This window comes from Bradyrhizobium sp. 199, from assembly GCF_023073355.1.
GTDB lineage: Bacteria > Pseudomonadota > Alphaproteobacteria > Rhizobiales > Xanthobacteraceae > Bradyrhizobium.
Window position 1 is genome coordinate 844,562 of record NZ_JADPJI010000002.1, and the last position, 14,533, is coordinate 859,094.

At 64.8% G+C, this 14,533-nt stretch carries 12 protein-coding genes; 5 read left to right on the top strand and 7 right to left on the bottom strand.

The window, feature by feature from the left end; all coding sequences use genetic code 11:
• Positions 1-7: 7 nt before the first annotated feature.
• Positions 8-847, bottom strand: a complete 840-nt coding sequence (locus IVB28_RS04035) for a protein-disulfide reductase DsbD domain-containing protein (RefSeq protein WP_247524757.1) — start codon at positions 845-847, stop codon at positions 8-10.
• A 142-nt stretch (positions 848-989) separates the two neighbouring features.
• On the opposite strand from IVB28_RS04035, the gene IVB28_RS04040 reads away from it, so the two are divergent.
• Entirely contained in the window at positions 990-1,634 is a 645-nt protein-coding gene (locus IVB28_RS04040; RefSeq protein WP_247524758.1) for a YqgE/AlgH family protein, read from the top strand.
• 157 nt (positions 1,635-1,791) lie between these two features.
• Here IVB28_RS04040 and IVB28_RS04045 read toward each other — a convergent pair whose 3' ends face one another.
• Entirely contained in the window at positions 1,792-2,679 is an 888-nt protein-coding gene (locus IVB28_RS04045; protein WP_247524759.1) for a TauD/TfdA family dioxygenase, read from the bottom strand.
• Positions 2,680-2,832: 153 nt separating this feature from the next.
• Entirely contained in the window at positions 2,833-3,612 is a 780-nt protein-coding gene (locus IVB28_RS04050; RefSeq protein ID WP_247524760.1) for an SDR family NAD(P)-dependent oxidoreductase, read from the bottom strand.
• A gap of 99 nt (positions 3,613-3,711) precedes the next feature.
• On the opposite strand from IVB28_RS04050, the gene IVB28_RS04055 reads away from it, so the two are divergent.
• Together IVB28_RS04055 and IVB28_RS04060 are read left to right on the top strand one after the other, a co-directional pair.
• Entirely contained in the window at positions 3,712-4,449 is a 738-nt protein-coding gene (locus tag IVB28_RS04055) for an SDR family oxidoreductase (RefSeq protein WP_247524761.1), read from the top strand.
• An 81-nt stretch (positions 4,450-4,530) separates the two neighbouring features.
• Complete coding sequence (locus tag IVB28_RS04060) at positions 4,531-4,899, top strand: CsbD family protein (RefSeq protein WP_247524762.1); 369 nt, start codon at positions 4,531-4,533, stop codon at positions 4,897-4,899.
• 173 nt (positions 4,900-5,072) lie between these two features.
• Here IVB28_RS04060 and IVB28_RS04065 read toward each other — a convergent pair whose 3' ends face one another.
• Together IVB28_RS04065 and IVB28_RS04070 are read right to left on the bottom strand one after the other, a co-directional pair.
• Positions 5,073-6,764, bottom strand: a complete 1,692-nt coding sequence (locus IVB28_RS04065) for a DUF459 domain-containing protein (RefSeq protein ID WP_247524763.1) — start codon at positions 6,762-6,764, stop codon at positions 5,073-5,075.
• A 170-nt stretch (positions 6,765-6,934) separates the two neighbouring features.
• Positions 6,935-8,332, bottom strand: a complete 1,398-nt coding sequence (locus tag IVB28_RS04070) for a lytic murein transglycosylase (RefSeq protein ID WP_247524764.1) — start codon at positions 8,330-8,332, stop codon at positions 6,935-6,937.
• Positions 8,333-8,548: 216 nt separating this feature from the next.
• On the opposite strand from IVB28_RS04070, the gene IVB28_RS04075 reads away from it, so the two are divergent.
• Positions 8,549-9,424, top strand: a complete 876-nt coding sequence (locus tag IVB28_RS04075; protein ID WP_247524765.1) for a UTP--glucose-1-phosphate uridylyltransferase — start codon at positions 8,549-8,551, stop codon at positions 9,422-9,424.
• Between the two features lie 105 nt (positions 9,425-9,529).
• On the opposite strand, the gene IVB28_RS04080 is transcribed toward IVB28_RS04075, so the two are convergent.
• Positions 9,530-11,026 (bottom strand): diguanylate cyclase, encoded by a 1,497-nt coding sequence (locus IVB28_RS04080; protein ID WP_247524766.1) that lies wholly within the window; start codon positions 11,024-11,026, stop codon positions 9,530-9,532.
• Between the two features lie 143 nt (positions 11,027-11,169).
• Between IVB28_RS04080 and IVB28_RS04085 the strand changes: the two genes are divergently transcribed.
• Positions 11,170-11,433 carry a hypothetical protein gene (locus IVB28_RS04085; protein ID WP_247524767.1) on the top strand — a complete coding sequence of 88 codons (264 nt, stop codon included), beginning with the start codon at positions 11,170-11,172 and terminating at the stop codon, positions 11,431-11,433.
• Between the two features lie 149 nt (positions 11,434-11,582).
• On the opposite strand, the gene IVB28_RS04090 is transcribed toward IVB28_RS04085, so the two are convergent.
• Entirely contained in the window at positions 11,583-14,459 is a 2,877-nt protein-coding gene (locus tag IVB28_RS04090) for an EAL domain-containing protein (protein WP_247524768.1), read from the bottom strand.
• Positions 14,460-14,533: the final 74 nt, after the last annotated feature.

A 14,533-nucleotide genomic window follows, 5' to 3' on the forward strand; every position in this document is an offset into this window, starting at 1 on the left:
GGACGATCTACTCCAAATTCGCATTGAACTCGTACGACTTCTCCGCACCCACCAGCGTGAACTTCAGCGCTGCGCCGTCGGGCTTGGCGCCCGGCGGCAATCCATCGAGCTCGAAGGAAAACCGCTTCACGTCCGGGGGGCCGTTTGGGACCAGCGCGGGGATCGGCAACGCCCAATCGAGCGTCGGACCTTCCACGAACAGATTGACGTTGCGGCTGTCGGGCGTCACCACGTCGACGATCACATTCTTAGGGCCGTCGCGTCTGACGGCGCGGATGGTGAGCGGATTGGGATCACCGATATTAGCGGGCTTGGGCACGGTGTCGAGCGCGGCACGCAAATTGGCATCCTCGGTCGAGGCGACGCCGTTGAAGCTGAGCTCGGCATTCGCTTCGACCGGAATGCAGAGCTTCTCGCACACCGCGTAATTGATCTCGGCGCGCAAGGTCACCGGTTTGTCGGCCGCCTTGGCGACGATGCGCAGGGGCAACACGATCTGGTTGTGATAGCCGATCGAATGGCCGCCCGCGCCATCCTCGAATTTCAGCGGCGCAGGCCACATCACGGTCACCGCCTCGACATTCTCCGACTTCGAGAAGTCGAACCGCGGCGGCACCCCGGAATCCCCGGGGGTGCGCCAGTAGGTCTTCCAGCCCTGCTGAAGCTGGAAGGCGATACCGCCGAGCAGCACGGCGCCGCTGCGCGATCCCGCCAATAGCCGCACCGCGGAATGTCCATCGCGCTCCCACGGCGAAGCGTCGTCGGCGCGGGCTGCGATGGCCAGCGACGACGCAAGCAGGGTAGTCACGACGCCAATCGCCGCACGCAGGGGAACTCTTGTGAGCATTGCACGTCTTTACAGGGTCGCCCCGGGGCAAACCATTGAATTGCTTGTGATGGATGCACTTGAACCCAGTCCCTGCAAGCCTTGATTTGACAGTGGCCCGGCCCGACATCAGGATAGGAATTGAAACCGGAGTGCTTTACCGATGGCTCCAACAGGCAAGAGAACGGGCGAAAGCACCCGCAGCGCAGGCCCCGCTCTTCCCAATTCGGCCGGTTATCTCGACGGCCAGCTGCTGATCGCGATGCCGGTTATGGGCGATTCCCGCTTCGAGCGTTCGGTGATCTATCTCTGCGCCCATTCGGCGGAGGGAGCGATGGGCATCATCGTGAACCACCCGGCCGGCAGCATCGACTTCCCCGAGCTCTTGCAGCAGCTCGGCATCATCAAGAAAGGCGAGCACATCAAGCTGCCGGAGAATGCCGAAAGCATGAAGGTGCTGCGTGGCGGCCCCGTCGATACCGGTCGCGGCTTCGTGCTGCATTCCAGCGACTTCTACATCGAAAATGCCACGCTGCGGATCGATGACGGCGTCTGCCTCACGGCGACCGTCGACATCCTGCGAGCCATCGCCAACGGCTCCGGCCCCAAGCACGCCATTCTTGCGCTGGGTTATGCTGGCTGGGCGCCGGGCCAGCTCGAGACCGAGATCCAGAGCAATGGCTGGCTGCATTGCGATGCGGACGCGGATTTGATTTTCGGCGACGACGTCGACGACAAGTACGGACGCGCCTTGCGCAAGATCGGCATCGATCCCGGCATGCTCTCGAACGAGGCCGGGCACGCGTAGCTTTAGGCTCCGCTGTATTTGCCTCGCCCACCGCTGTCGTCGCCCGGCTTGACCGGGCGACCGAGTACGCCGCAGCCTCTCGGTTCAATCACAGCCGTCTTTGGAATACTGGATCGCCCAGTGAAGCCGGGCGATGACACCATTTCCTGAGTAGATTTTACTCCGCCGCCTGCTGCTGCACCGTCGGCTCCGTCCCCGCCACGGTGGCGCGGCGCATGTCGCGAGGCTGAGACTGGTCGTAGCGGCGGACGCGGTGCATGGTCTGGCGGTTGTCCCACATCACGAGGTCATGCAGCTTCCATTTGTGGACGTAGACGAACTCGGCCTGCGTCGCGTGCTCGTTGAGATCGCGCAGCAGCAGCCGGCCTTCGGGGACGCTCATACCGACGATCTTGCCGGCATGCGATGACAGATAGAGCGACTTGCGGCGATGCACGGGATGGGTGCGCACCAGCCGTTGCAGCACCGGCTTGAACATCTCCTTTTCCTCGTCGGTGTATTCGGTGAAGCCGAGCGATCCCCGCGAATACATCAGCGAGTGTTCGCAGACGAGGTCATCGATCTCCGCCTTGGTCTCGTCGTCGAGCGCGTCATAGGCGGCGCGCATGTCTGCGAATTCGGTGTTGCCGCCCTTCGGGTTCACCACCCGCGCCGAGAGCAGCGAGAACTTTGCCGGGATGGGGCGGAACGAGCTGTCGGAGTGCCACAGGCAATTGCCGAGATTGAACAGATTGGCGCGGCTGTCCTTCGGCAGCGGCTTGCCGTCCTTGCCGAGGTTGGAGACGTCGTTCAGGCCCGAGGTGAGGCGGTATTCCTCCGCTTTGGTGATGTTGCCGCCGCGGGCTTCCTCGCGCTGGCCGAAGTTGAGCGCAAAGGCCATCTGCTGCTCGTCGGTGATGTCCTGGTCGTGGAACACCAGCACCGCATATTTGTCCATGGCGGCCTCGACCTCGCGCGCTTCGGCCTCGGTGAGAGGCTTTCGCAGATCGAGGCCGGAAACCTCGCCGACAAAATGCTTCTGAACCTGCCGGATGGCGATCGTCATGGCGTTTCTCCCATAGCTCGCGAGCGGTTGGTCCCGCTCTGTCGAGGAAAAAGCTACTCCCGCGCTCGTACTTGTCAACGCTCGCCGCGCATAGCTCCTCGGTAGCCCGGATGGAGCGCAGCGCCATCCGGGGTTACGCACCTCCGATGCCTCTTACGCGTTCCGCGCCATCAGCCCGCCGTCGACCGGGATCACCGCGCCGGTGAGGAAGGATGCGGCCGGCAGGCACAGGCTCAACGTCATATGCGCGACCTCCTCGGGATCGCCGTAGCGGCCGAGTGCGGTGCGGCGCTTGGCGTAGATCGTCTTGTGCTCCTCCGAGATGCGGTCGGTGATTGCGGTGCGGATCGGGCCCGGACAGATGCAGTTGACGGTGATGCCCTCGCGGCCGAGCTCCACCGCGAGCGAGCGGGTGAGGCTCGCCACGCCACCCTTCGCGGCCGAATACGGGCTGTGCAATGCGGTTGCGCCTAGGGCCTCGGTCGAAGCAATGTTGACGATGCGCGGGCTGTTCGACTTTCGTAAGTGCGGCAGCGCGGCGCGGATGATGCGCGGATGCGCCGTCAGCATCACCGTGATGCCCCTGGCCCAGGCGTCCTCATAGCCCTCGTCGTCGATCGCAACCCGCACGGAGATGCCGGCATTGTTGACGATAACGTCGATTGCGCCGAAATGCGCGGCGACCTCGCCGACCACGCGCTTGATCTCGTTACCGTCGGCAACGTCGAGCTTCCACGCCTTTCCTGTGCCGCCGCTCGCGGCAATCTCCTTGGCAACCGCATGCGCGCCTGGCCCGTCGAAATCGGTGACGGCGACGTTTGCGCCTTCAGCGGCGAACAAGCGCGCGGTCGCGCGGCCCATGCCGCTGGCCGAGCCCGTGACGAGAACGGTCAAACCATCGACGGACCGGCTGAGCTGCTTGAACTCGGACATGTTGTTTCCTTCGGAAGCCGCTTGTTCTTGTTATGATTGACAAGGCTGGCATCGAACCGCAGACAGGTCAAACAAGTAAGACAAAATAGGAGGCCCGCGATGGCGAACGAGCTCGATTTCTCAGGCAAGCAGGTGCTGGTCGTCGGCGGTTCGAGCGGGATCGGCAACGGCATCGCACAGGCTTTTCGCACAAGGGGCGCGCTTGTCGCAGTATGCGGCACGCGGGCACAGCCGCAGGATTATTCGATTGAGGAGGGCTCTGATCTCACGGGCCTCTCCTATGCGCAGCTGGACGTCAGCAACTCCAGTGCGATCGAGGCGTTCAAGCCGTCCTTCGACAGGCTCGACGTGCTCGTGCTCGCGCAAGGCGCGGTGCTCTATCGCCGCGGCGAATTCGAGATGAGCGGCTTCCGAAAGGTGGTCGAGGTCAATCTCATGAGCCTGATGGCCTGCGCCACGCGATTTCATTCCATGTTGCGGGATTCCAGGGGCGCGTTGATCATGGTGTCCTCGACCGCGGCCTATCATTCCACCATGGGCAATCCCGCTTACAACGCGTCGAAGACCGGCGCGGTCGGACTGACGCGGACACTGGGCGAGGCCTGGGCCGAGGACGGCATCCGTGTCAACGGCATCGCGCCGGGGCTCGTCGACACCAAGATGACGAAGGTGACGACGGACAATCCGAAGCGGCTCGAAGGCGCGCTCGCGCGCATCCCGTTGCGGCGATTGGGCACGCCGGCCGACATGGCGGGCGCGGCGCTGTTCCTGGCCTCGCCGCTGTCGTCCTACATCATCGGCCAGACGCTGGTCGTCGATGGCGGGCTTATCTTGTAGCCAACCGCTACACTTTCGTCATGGCATGGAACTGCGCCGCGCCTGATCGGTTACTCCGGCTGATCACCGAGGAGGATCATCATGGACACGGATCGGATAGTTGGATCGGCCAAGGAATATGCCGGGCGCGCGGAAGGCGCGATCGGAGACATGGCAGGCGATGCCAAGACGCAGGCATCGGGCAAGGCCCGGGAAGCTGCGGGCAGCGTGCAGAATCTCTACGGCCAGGCCAAGGACGCCGTCCGCGACGCCACGGACACCGCCGCCGGCTACGCCAAGGACGCCTATGAGAACAGTGGCGAGACTTTCCGCGATGGGACACAGGCGCTGACGAAGAAGGTGCAGGACAATCCGCTCGGCTCGCTGCTGGTCGCCGGCGGCATCGGATTTGCGCTCGCGCTGCTGATGTCGCGACCGGCCCGCCGTCCGCAGCCGCGCTGGCGCTATTAAGGCTGAGATAGAGTCTCGTCTCTCGTGCCCCGGACGCAGCGCGCCACGCAGTGGTGCGCTGCTGAGCCGGGGCCGAATCTTTTCTGAACGTGGTGAGAGGAACTGGGTCCCGGCTCTGCGCAGCAACGTTCTACGCTGCTGCGCGTCCGGGACATGAGAACCTGCTCCAGCGACTACCGGATCACTTCCGCCGAGCGTCCGACGTTTCCAGGCGGACGCGGGGCCCCTGGATTGGGATTCGGATTGCGCGGCCCGGGCGCCGGCGTCAGCTGACGCGGCGGCGGTGGCTGCGGAGAGCCGAACCCGAAGAAATCGCGGAATGAGGGCGTCGCCTGTGCCGGCTGCTGCGTCGGTGGCTTCTTCGGCGCGAGCTTCGGCGATGTCATCGCAGCCGCGGCACCCGGCGTGCCCGAAGCAACACCGCCCTCAGGCGTCGTCGCCGCAACAGGCGTATCGCCCTTGGCCTGCTCGCGCCCGACTTCGCGGCGCGGCCAGGCATAATCGTCGGCACGGCCAGCCGGGGCCGACAGCGGTTCGCCCTTCACCATCGTCTTCGCCGCGAGCGCATCGACGGCGGCGGGACGCGATCCCGGTCCGCCCAGCAATTGATCGGTCGAGATCGAGGCTGCAACCAGCGGCACGATCGGCCCTGCCAGCGGCCGCGGCGCCGGTTTGCCGGGCTCCGCGCTGGTGTCGGGCGTCGCCGGTTCGCTCGGCAGCGCGATCGGACCGGAGCGTCCCGCAAGCAGGCGCGTGATCTCGCGCTCGACATAGTGCGCCAGCTTGCGCGCGCCGGGTTTGGTGAAAAAGACGCCGTCAGAGCTGCGGAGCTGTCGGATCTGGCCTTCGAAGTCAGGACCCTTCTGAAGGAAGCGGCCGGCCTCGTCGACAAAGCCGTCCCAGACATCGACATAGGTAATGCCGGCCTTGGCCGCGCCTTCGCGATAGAGCGAATCCAGGAACAGCATGTCCGCCGTTCCCTTCTGTCCGCGAATCGCGGGCAGGCCGACCCAGAGCACCGGCACGCCCTTGGACTTGAGCACGCCTGCCAGCTCCTCGATCTTCTTGCCGTAGAGCTCGACCCAGCGGTCGTCGCGGAATTCGTAGAGGCCGTTCGGATTGCGGGCCGTCTTTTCGGGTGCGGCCACAGGCGTATCGGCGTTGTCGGCATCGTCCTGCGGCAGATCGGCATCGGCAGGCTTGTCGTCAGGCTTGGCGGCACTATCCGTGCCGGGTTTGGTCTCTCCGGGCTTGCTTGGCTGCTTGGCGCGGGCGCCCTTGTCGTTCTTCTTGTCCTTGTCCTTATCGGTCGCCTTGTCCGGCTTGTCGGCGATAGGCTCGCGGATCGCGGCGCGGTCGTTGAGACCGAGCATAACGACGATGACATCAGGCTTCTCGGTCTCGAGGATGCCCTTCGCCGCTGCCGCCCAATCCGAAGGCTCACCCTTCGGCTGGTACTTGATCAGCCCCGACGTCGTCTTGTGCTTGCGGATCACGCCCATATCGGGCTGCTCGGTGTAGGCGTCTTCCAAGCCGTAGGCGAGCCAGTCGGCCATGGCGTCGCCGATCACCAGCACGTTCTTCTCAGGGATGGTGTCGCGCTTGGCTGGTGCCGGCGCGCGCGAAAAATCCTGGCGCGGTGCCTGCTGCTGCTGCTGGAATGGTGCAAAGAAGTCGCCGCCGAACCAGCCGCCGCCCCGTTGTGGCGGTGGTGCCGAGCGCTGCGGCGGACCGCCAAAGCCGGGGAAGTTGAAGAACTGCGCCGAGGCGGGCCCTGCAACCGAAACCAGAATCGCAAGCGCCGTCCCCAGCGCGATCAACGGGCCGGTCTCGGTCAGCGCCTTGAACAGGGACTTTTTCGACATGCGATCTCGGGCACGCGCAACGGGGTCGGAAGCAGCCTAATATAACAACTGAATCGGGCGCCAAACAGGCAAATTCCGTTGCAGATTCTTGGCGCCATACACCGGGGAACAGCCGCCTCCGTCAAGGCGGCCTGCCAAAATCCCTGTTCAGGGTTACTTTCGAGGCGATTTTACCGCCCGCGCAGCCGATCCAGCACGTCGGAGGAGGCAAATCCGTCGGCGGGCGCCCCGACGGAGGCCTGGAAGTTGCGCAGGGCTTCCCTTGTCTGGCCGCCGAACTGGCCGTCCGGGGTGCCCTTGTAGAAGCCGCGCTGGGCCAGCAGTTGCTGGAGTTCCAGCCGCTCGCTGCGCGACAGCTCCCGCTCCTGCCGCGGCCAGGGCTGCACGAAGGGCTGTCCCCCGCGCAGGCGGTCGGCGAAATGTCCGATCGCCAGCGCATAGGCCTCGGCCGGGTTGTACTTCATGATGACGCGGTAGTTCTGGAGCATCAGGAAGCCTGGCCCCTGCGCGCCGGCGGGGGCCAGCAAATAGGCCTTCTCGGCCGGATACGGGAAGGGCTGCCCCGTTGGGCGCTTCAGCCCGAGCTTCTCCCATTGCGCGATCGTCATCGCCTTGGCGCGATCGGCCAGCATGTAGTTGAATCCCCGGGGCACCACGACCTCAAAACCCCAGGTCTGGCCGGCCTGCCAGCCGTCTTTCTTCAGATTGTTCGCAGTCGAGGCGATCAGGTCGGTAGGATTGTCGACGACGTCGCGCCGGCCGTCGCCGTCGCCATCGACCGCAAAGCGCTTGAACGCGGTCGGCATGAACTGGGTCGGGCCGAAGGCGCCGGCCCAGGAGCCGCGCATCTGCTCCGGCCTGAGATCGCCGCGGTTGACGATCTCCAGCGCGGACAGGAACTCGTCCTTGAAATAGGCCTGGCGGCGGCCGATGCAGGCGAGCGTCGCGGTCGATTGCAGGACGCTGCGGTCGCCCATCTGCGTCGAGTAATTGGACTCGATGCCCCAGATCGAGGCGATGATGTAGCGGTCGACGCCGGTGGCCTTTTCGGTGGCGTCGAACTGCGCCTTGTATTTGGCGAGGACCTCGCGGCCCTTGGCGAGGCGGTTCTCGTTCACGAGAATGTCGAGATAGTCCCAGATGGATTTGGTGAACTCTGGCTGCGAGTCCATCAGGTCCATGATGCGCAAGTCGGGTGAGAGCCCGGCCGTGAAGCGCCGAAAATTCTCCTGCGTAATGCCGCGTCGTGCGGCATCCGGCCACATCCCCGCGACGCAATTTCCAAAATTGCCGGCGGCCTCGCGGATCGCCGCGGCCGTCATGAGCGGGTGGCCCGAAGCGCCGTCCTCGCCGCTCCAAGGGAGCGCTCCCGTTGGCGCGCCGCCCGGGCTCGGCGCGGCTTGCGAAGGTGCCGGGTTTGAACCCGAGAAGATGCCGCCGAACAGGTTGGACAGGCCGTTCTGCGCCTGGGCGTGCGCGCTGACGGGTAGCAGCAAAGCCGCCGCAATCACCATTGCGCCGGTCACTGATGCCGCCCGTCCTGCCTGCCCTGCCACCGGTTGCATCATGTCCCACTCGTCGGCTCGAGAATCCGCCATCAGGAGGCCTGGTCACGGTTGCCAATAGCTTAACAAAGGTGAAATTTTGGTGGCGGCCTTTTTCTTAACTCTGCGCGGATGAGGCCCCACAACCGCCTTTGTTGGCGGCTGCAAACAGGCTAGCAAGATGCCATTGCTCCGTCCCCAGCTCCGTTCCCATGTGCCCTCAGGTATTCGAACAATCACATGAAAATTCGCAAAGCCGTATTCCCCGTCGCCGGCCTCGGCACCCGTGTCCTGCCCGCCACCAAGGCGATGCCGAAAGAAATGCTGACCATCGTCGACAAGCCGCTGATCCAGTACGTCTATGACGAGGCGAGGGAGGCAGGCATCGAGCATTTCATCTTCGTCACCGGCCGCAACAAAAACGTCATCGAAGATCATTTCGACCGGATGTTCGAGCTCGACGCCACGCTGGCGGCGCGCGGCAAGAAGGCCGAGCAGGACATCCTGGCGCAGAACCAGCCCGAAGCCGGCGCGGTCAGCTTCACCCGCCAACAGGCGCCGCTCGGCCTCGGTCACGCGGTCTGGTGCGCACGCGACATCGTGGGCAACGAGCCGTTCGCGGTCGTGCTGCCCGACGAGCTCGTGCTCAACAGCCCTGGCTGTCTCAAACAGATGATCGAGATGGCATCCTCGCTCGGCGAGAAATCCAATCTGGTCGCGGTCGAGGCGGTGCCCGACCATCTCACTCATCAATACGGCATCTGTGGCGTCGGCAAGCGTAGCGGCAAGATGTTCGAGGTCGACGGCATGGTCGAGAAGCCGGCCAAGGGCACCGCGCCCTCCAACCTCTCGATCACCGGCCGCTACATCCTCCAGCCCGAGATCTTCAAGATCCTGGAGACGCAGGAGCGCGGTGCCGGCGGCGAGATCCAACTCACCGACGCCATGATCGGGCTCGCTAAGTCGCAGAAATTCTACGGCGTCGAGTTCGAGGGCGAGCGCCACGATTGCGGCTCCAAGCCGGGCTTCCTGCGCGCCAACATCGCCTACGGCCTGAAGCGTCCGGAGCTGCGGGACGGACTGATCGCGGAGATGAAGAAGTATCTGGGGCAGTAGTGTCCGCTCGTCATTGCGAGGAGCGAAGCGACGAAGCAATCCAGGCTGCCTCCGCGTAGAAAGTCTGGATTGCTTCGCTCTGCTCGCAAGGACGGAGGGAACCCCTCACGCCACCAGCGACAGCGTCGGCAAGCTCGCGACCACCGACTGGTTGCGGCCGCCGGCCTTGGCGGCGTAGAGCGCCTTGTCGGCGGCGGCGACCAGAACGGGCCAGTCCATGCCGGCGGTGGGAACGAGGCTGGCGACGCCGCAGGAGACCGTCGACGTCACGGGGTCGTCGGACCAGCCCTGCACCTTGAGGCGGATCTTCTCAGCGACCTTGAAGGCGTCGCTGCCCGAAACGTTCGGCAGCAGCACGGCGAACTCCTCGCCGCCATAGCGTGCGGCGCAGTCGCCGGCTCGGCTCACCGAATCGGAGATGCAGATGGCGATGCCGACCAGCACCTGGTCGCCCGCCTGATGGCCGAATGTGTCGTTGTAGGCCTTGAAGTGATCGGCATCGATCATTAGCAGCGCGAGCGGGGTCTTCTGGCGCATCGCGCGGCGCCATTCGACGTCCATGACGGAATCGAACTTGCGGCGGTTCTTCAGGCCGGTGAGCGCGTCCGTCGTCGCCATCTCCTCGAGCTTGCGCTCGGCCTCGGCGCGTCGGCCGATCTCGCGCGCCAGCACCAGCGTCGATCCCAACACGAACAACGCGAGCGCCAGCACCACGGCGCCGATCCGAAACGCCTCTTTCTGCCACAGCGCGAAAACCGCGGTCAGGGGCTTGCCCGCCACCACGAACAGAGGTCCGGTGTCGCCGCTGCGGACATAGAGCCGCGGCGTCGGATCGACCGGGCCTTGTCCCGAATAGGAGGCGCCGACTGTGAGGTTGTCGGCCTTCCAGGCCCGGCGGTCGTTCAGGTTCGTACCGATGACCTCGAGGTCGAATGGCCGCCGCATCATGATGGTGCGATCGCGTTTAAGCACCGTGATGGTGTCTTGGGGATCGAGTTTCAGCCGCTCGAACAATTCGTGAAAATAGCTGAAGCGGATCGAGCCGGCGACGACGCCGAGGAAGCCGCCGTCGGTATCGCTGATGCGGCGGCTCAGCACGATGGCGTAGGCGCCGCGGAACAGCATCGGGCGACTGATGAAGAGCCCGACCTCGGGGTTGTCGCGATGAACCCTGAAATAGTCCTCCTCGCTCCGGTTCACTGTGACGGGATCGAGCGTGGAGGCGTCGATGGCCAGCCCTCCCTCGGCATCGAACACCTGGACGGCGCCGAAATGCCGTGCCGTCGTCGCATGGTCGAACAGGATCAGGTGCCGGATCGGCTTCGACACTGTCGCGAGCTCGGGCAGCAGCATGTTGCCGGCGACCGCCTTCAGCGCCAGGTCGTAGATCTCGATATTACGACTGACGTCGGACTGGATACTCGTCGCCAAATTCTCCAGCGTCTGGCGGGCGAGCGCCTCCTCGCCCCGGCGCATGTCGAGCATGACGTTGACGCAAATGGCGGAAAAGCCGATCACCGTCACCACGGACGAGATGATCAGCAGCTTCGCCGAAATCCGCCAAGGCCGGAGGGCCGTGACGTCGCGCCATCGAGACAGCATCGTTTGCTCCGACATGAGTGAATGCGCCCGAAAGCTTGAGTAGTGTTTAAACCGGGACGGCGCTGCCGGAATGAGTTAAAAATTGGTTTCCGCGGCGCACGTTTTTGGGCAAAGCGGGCCTTCGACCAGCGAAGAGGACAGCGGTGAACGACTACGACGCGTTGCGAGACTATCTGATGCGGCAGAAGCAGGCCGAATTCGTCCTGAGCTTCGAACAGATCGAGGAGATCATCGGCGCGGCGCTGCCGCGCGCGGCCAATCGTGCCTCATGGTGGGACAGCCTGCGCAGCCCCGACATCCAGATGCCGCAGCGCGAAGCCTGCCTCGCCGCGGGCTTCGTGGCGACACGGCTGCCGGATGGTCAGAGCGTGCGGTTCACGAAGAAGAAGAGCGACCGGCGACGCTAAAGCGCGATGCGATTAGGATGAATCGCCATCGCGCTTTAGGTTGTTATTTAAGCATGATCTTTTCGGAAAACCGCTGCGCACTTTTCCGGATCATGCTTTAGCGCTTGCGGCGCGCTGCCACCCTCCATGGGAGGGTAAGAGGAGCGTGCCTAGCTCGCCGCTTCCAGCCGCACTTCCGTCAGCAGCCGCATCGCGGCGTCGGCGTCCATGGGTTCGCCGAAGGCAAAGCCTTGCGCGTATTCGCAGCCCATCTGGTAGAGCTCGACCGCATCTGAATCGGTCTCGGCACCTTCGGCGACGACGTCCATGCCGAGGTCGTGCGCGAGCGCGATGATCGACTTCAGGATCACCGGACGGGTGCCGCGATTGCCGGTGCGCACGAAGGACTGGTCGATCTTGATGGTGTCGAACGGGAAGCGCTGCAGATAGGCCAGCGAGGAATGGCCGGTGCCGAAATCGTCGAGCGACAATCCGGTGCCGAGCTCGCGGATCCGCGTCAGCATCTGTGCCGCGTGCTCCGGATTCTCCATCACCAGCGATTCCGTCAATTCGAGCTTGAGCGTGCCGCGCGCCACCGAGGAGCGCGACAGCACGGTGCGGATGTCGTGGATCAAATCATGGCGCAGCAATTGCCGTGACGACACGTTGACGGAGGCGAAGATCGGCTCGCGCGAGCGCATCGCGCGCTGCCAGATCGAGAGCTGCTTGGCGGTCTGGTCCAGCACGAACATGCCGAGGTCGATGATCAGGCCGGTCTCTTCCGCGATGGTGATGAACTCCGACGGCGCCATGCGTCCGAGCTTGGGGTGATCCCAGCGCACCAGCGCCTCGAACCCGGCGACCGAACGATCCTCCAGCCGCACGATCGGCTGGTACAGGATCGTCAGCTCCTGGCGCTCGATCGCGCGGCGCAGCTCGCTCTCCAGTGTCAGGCGGTCCGTCTTCCGCGCCCGCATCGCGGGCTTGTAGACGTCGATACGGTCGCCGCCGATGCGCTTGGAGTGATACATCGCCAGCTCGGCGTCCTTGATGATCTCGTCCGTGAGCTGAACTTGCGGATCGGACAGCGCGAGACCGATCGAGGCCGTGAGGAAGATCTCACGGTCGTTGAAGGCGATCGGCGCGCGGATGGTCTTGCGGATGGTTTCGGCAAAGGCGGTGATGCGGGCGGGGTCCTGCTCCGACAGCAGGATCAGGCCGAACTGATCGCCGGCCATGCGGGCCAGCGTGTCCTGCGGCTTCAGGATGCGAGTAAGGCGGCGGGCCAGCGTCAGCAGGATCGAATCGCCGACCGCGATCCCGACGGAATCGTTGACCTGCTTGAAGCGGTCGAGATCGATGACCATCAGCGTCGGCCGCAGCGTCGGCATGGTCTTGGCGAAATGCGCGACCGCGCCGAGCCGGTCCATGAACAGTTTCCGATTGGGCAGGCCGGTGAGGTTGTCATGCACGGAATCGTGCAGCAGGCGTTCCTCGGCATTGCGCAGCTCGGTGACGTCGGTGAGCGTGCCGACGACGCGGGAGACCTCGCCGTCGGAGCCGACCACCGGACGCGCCTTCAGCGCGAACCACATGAAATGGCCGTCCGGGGTACGGAGGCGGAAATCCTGCACCAGGCGGCCGCGGCGCTGGTCGAGCACGCTGTCGAGCGCGGCGCGGAAACGGTCCTGGTCGAGCGGATGCAGCACTTCGAGCCACGAGGCCGCGGGCCCTTCGAGCGTACCGCGCTTGAGGCCGAGCAGGGCTTCGGTCTCGGGGCTGGTAAAAACCTTGTCGGCAGAGACGTCCCAGTCCCAGATCAGATCGCCGGAGCCGGCCAGCGCCAGCGCCCGCCGCTCGACGTCGGAGACGACGCCGGTGCTGGCGCCGCCGCCGGCAAAGGCGTGCTGCATCACCGTGAAGCCGATCAGCATCACGATCAGCACGAGGCCGCCGAGCAGGGCAGGGCCGACGATGTCGTTGGTGACGGAGCCCGCGACTGCCATGCCGGCCGCGACCACCCAGACCACGAGGAGGAACCAGGTCGGGATCAAAAGCACGGCGCGGTCGAAGCCGTGGGTGGAGAGATAGACGATCAGCGCGAAGCCGGCGAAGGCGATCAGCACCAGCGATATGCGCGCGATGCCGGAGGCCACCGCCGGATCGAACAGCGCGAGCGCAACCAGTGACCCCAGGAACGCGAGCCAGCCCACAGTGATGTGCGAGTAGCGCACATGCCACCGACTGAGGTTGAGATAGGCGAACAGGAATACGAGGAGCGTCGCCGCCAGGATCGCTTCACCCGCCGCGCGCCAGATGCGCTCGGCGTTGTTCGACATGTCGAGCACCTTGCCCCAGAAGCCGAAATCGACGCCGATATAGACCAGCACCGCCCAGGCCAGCGCCGCGGCGGCCGGAAACATGATGCTGCCCTTGACCACGAACAGGATCGTCAGCACCAGCGCGAGCAAGCCGGAGATGCCGATGACGATGCCCTGGTACAGCGTGAACGAGTTGACCTTGTCCTTGTAGGCTTCCGGCTCCCACAGATAGAGCTGCGGCAGCTTGTCGGTGCGCAGCTCCGCGACGAAGGTGATGACGGCGCCGGGGTCGAGCGTGACGCGGAAGACGTCGGCGGTCGGGCTTTCCTGCCGCTCCGGACGGTCGCCGGTCGAGGGCGTGATGGTCGCAATGCGCGACAGGCCGAGGTCGGGCCACAGCAGCCCCGAGGAGACGATGCGGTAATGCGGAGCGACGATCAGGCGGTCGAGCTGGTCGTCGGTATTGTTGGCGAGCGCGAACACGACCCAATTCTGGCCGCCCTCGCGGGCGCGCACCTCGATGCGGCGCACGATGCCGTCAGTGCCGGGCGCGGTCGAGACCTGGATGCGATCGGCGTCGCTACGCTGATGCTCGATCACGCCGGTGAGGTCGATCGCGGGCGCGTCACCGCGAACGCTGACAGCGTCCAGCGCGCGCGCGGGAGACGCGGCAACGAGCATCATGAGGCCCAGCGCGATGGGCGCGAGGCACCTGATCAGACGCAAGGTCAGTTCTCCGCGTTCGACGCAAACTTCGAGTGCAAGGCAACTCTACAAGGCGATTTTAAAAGGCGATCTCA

Bases quoted from the DNA above. Each gene is read 5' to 3' on its own strand.
- IVB28_RS04035 (WP_247524757.1), bottom strand. From the start codon at position 847: ATGCTCACAAGAGTTCCCCTGCGTGCGGCGATTGGCGTCGTGACTACC.
- IVB28_RS04040 (WP_247524758.1), top strand. From the start codon at position 990: ATGGCTCCAACAGGCAAGAGAACGGGCGAAAGCACCCGCAGCGCAGGC.
- IVB28_RS04045 (WP_247524759.1), bottom strand. From the start codon at position 2,679: ATGACGATCGCCATCCGGCAGGTTCAGAAGCATTTTGTCGGCGAGGTT.
- IVB28_RS04050 (WP_247524760.1), bottom strand. From the start codon at position 3,612: ATGTCCGAGTTCAAGCAGCTCAGCCGGTCCGTCGATGGTTTGACCGTT.
- IVB28_RS04055 (WP_247524761.1), top strand. From the start codon at position 3,712: ATGGCGAACGAGCTCGATTTCTCAGGCAAGCAGGTGCTGGTCGTCGGC.
- IVB28_RS04060 (WP_247524762.1), top strand. From the start codon at position 4,531: ATGGACACGGATCGGATAGTTGGATCGGCCAAGGAATATGCCGGGCGC.
- IVB28_RS04065 (WP_247524763.1), bottom strand. From the start codon at position 6,764: ATGTCGAAAAAGTCCCTGTTCAAGGCGCTGACCGAGACCGGCCCGTTG.
- IVB28_RS04070 (WP_247524764.1), bottom strand. From the start codon at position 8,332: ATGATGCAACCGGTGGCAGGGCAGGCAGGACGGGCGGCATCAGTGACC.
- IVB28_RS04075 (WP_247524765.1), top strand. From the start codon at position 8,549: ATGAAAATTCGCAAAGCCGTATTCCCCGTCGCCGGCCTCGGCACCCGT.
- IVB28_RS04080 (WP_247524766.1), bottom strand. From the start codon at position 11,026: ATGCTGTCTCGATGGCGCGACGTCACGGCCCTCCGGCCTTGGCGGATT.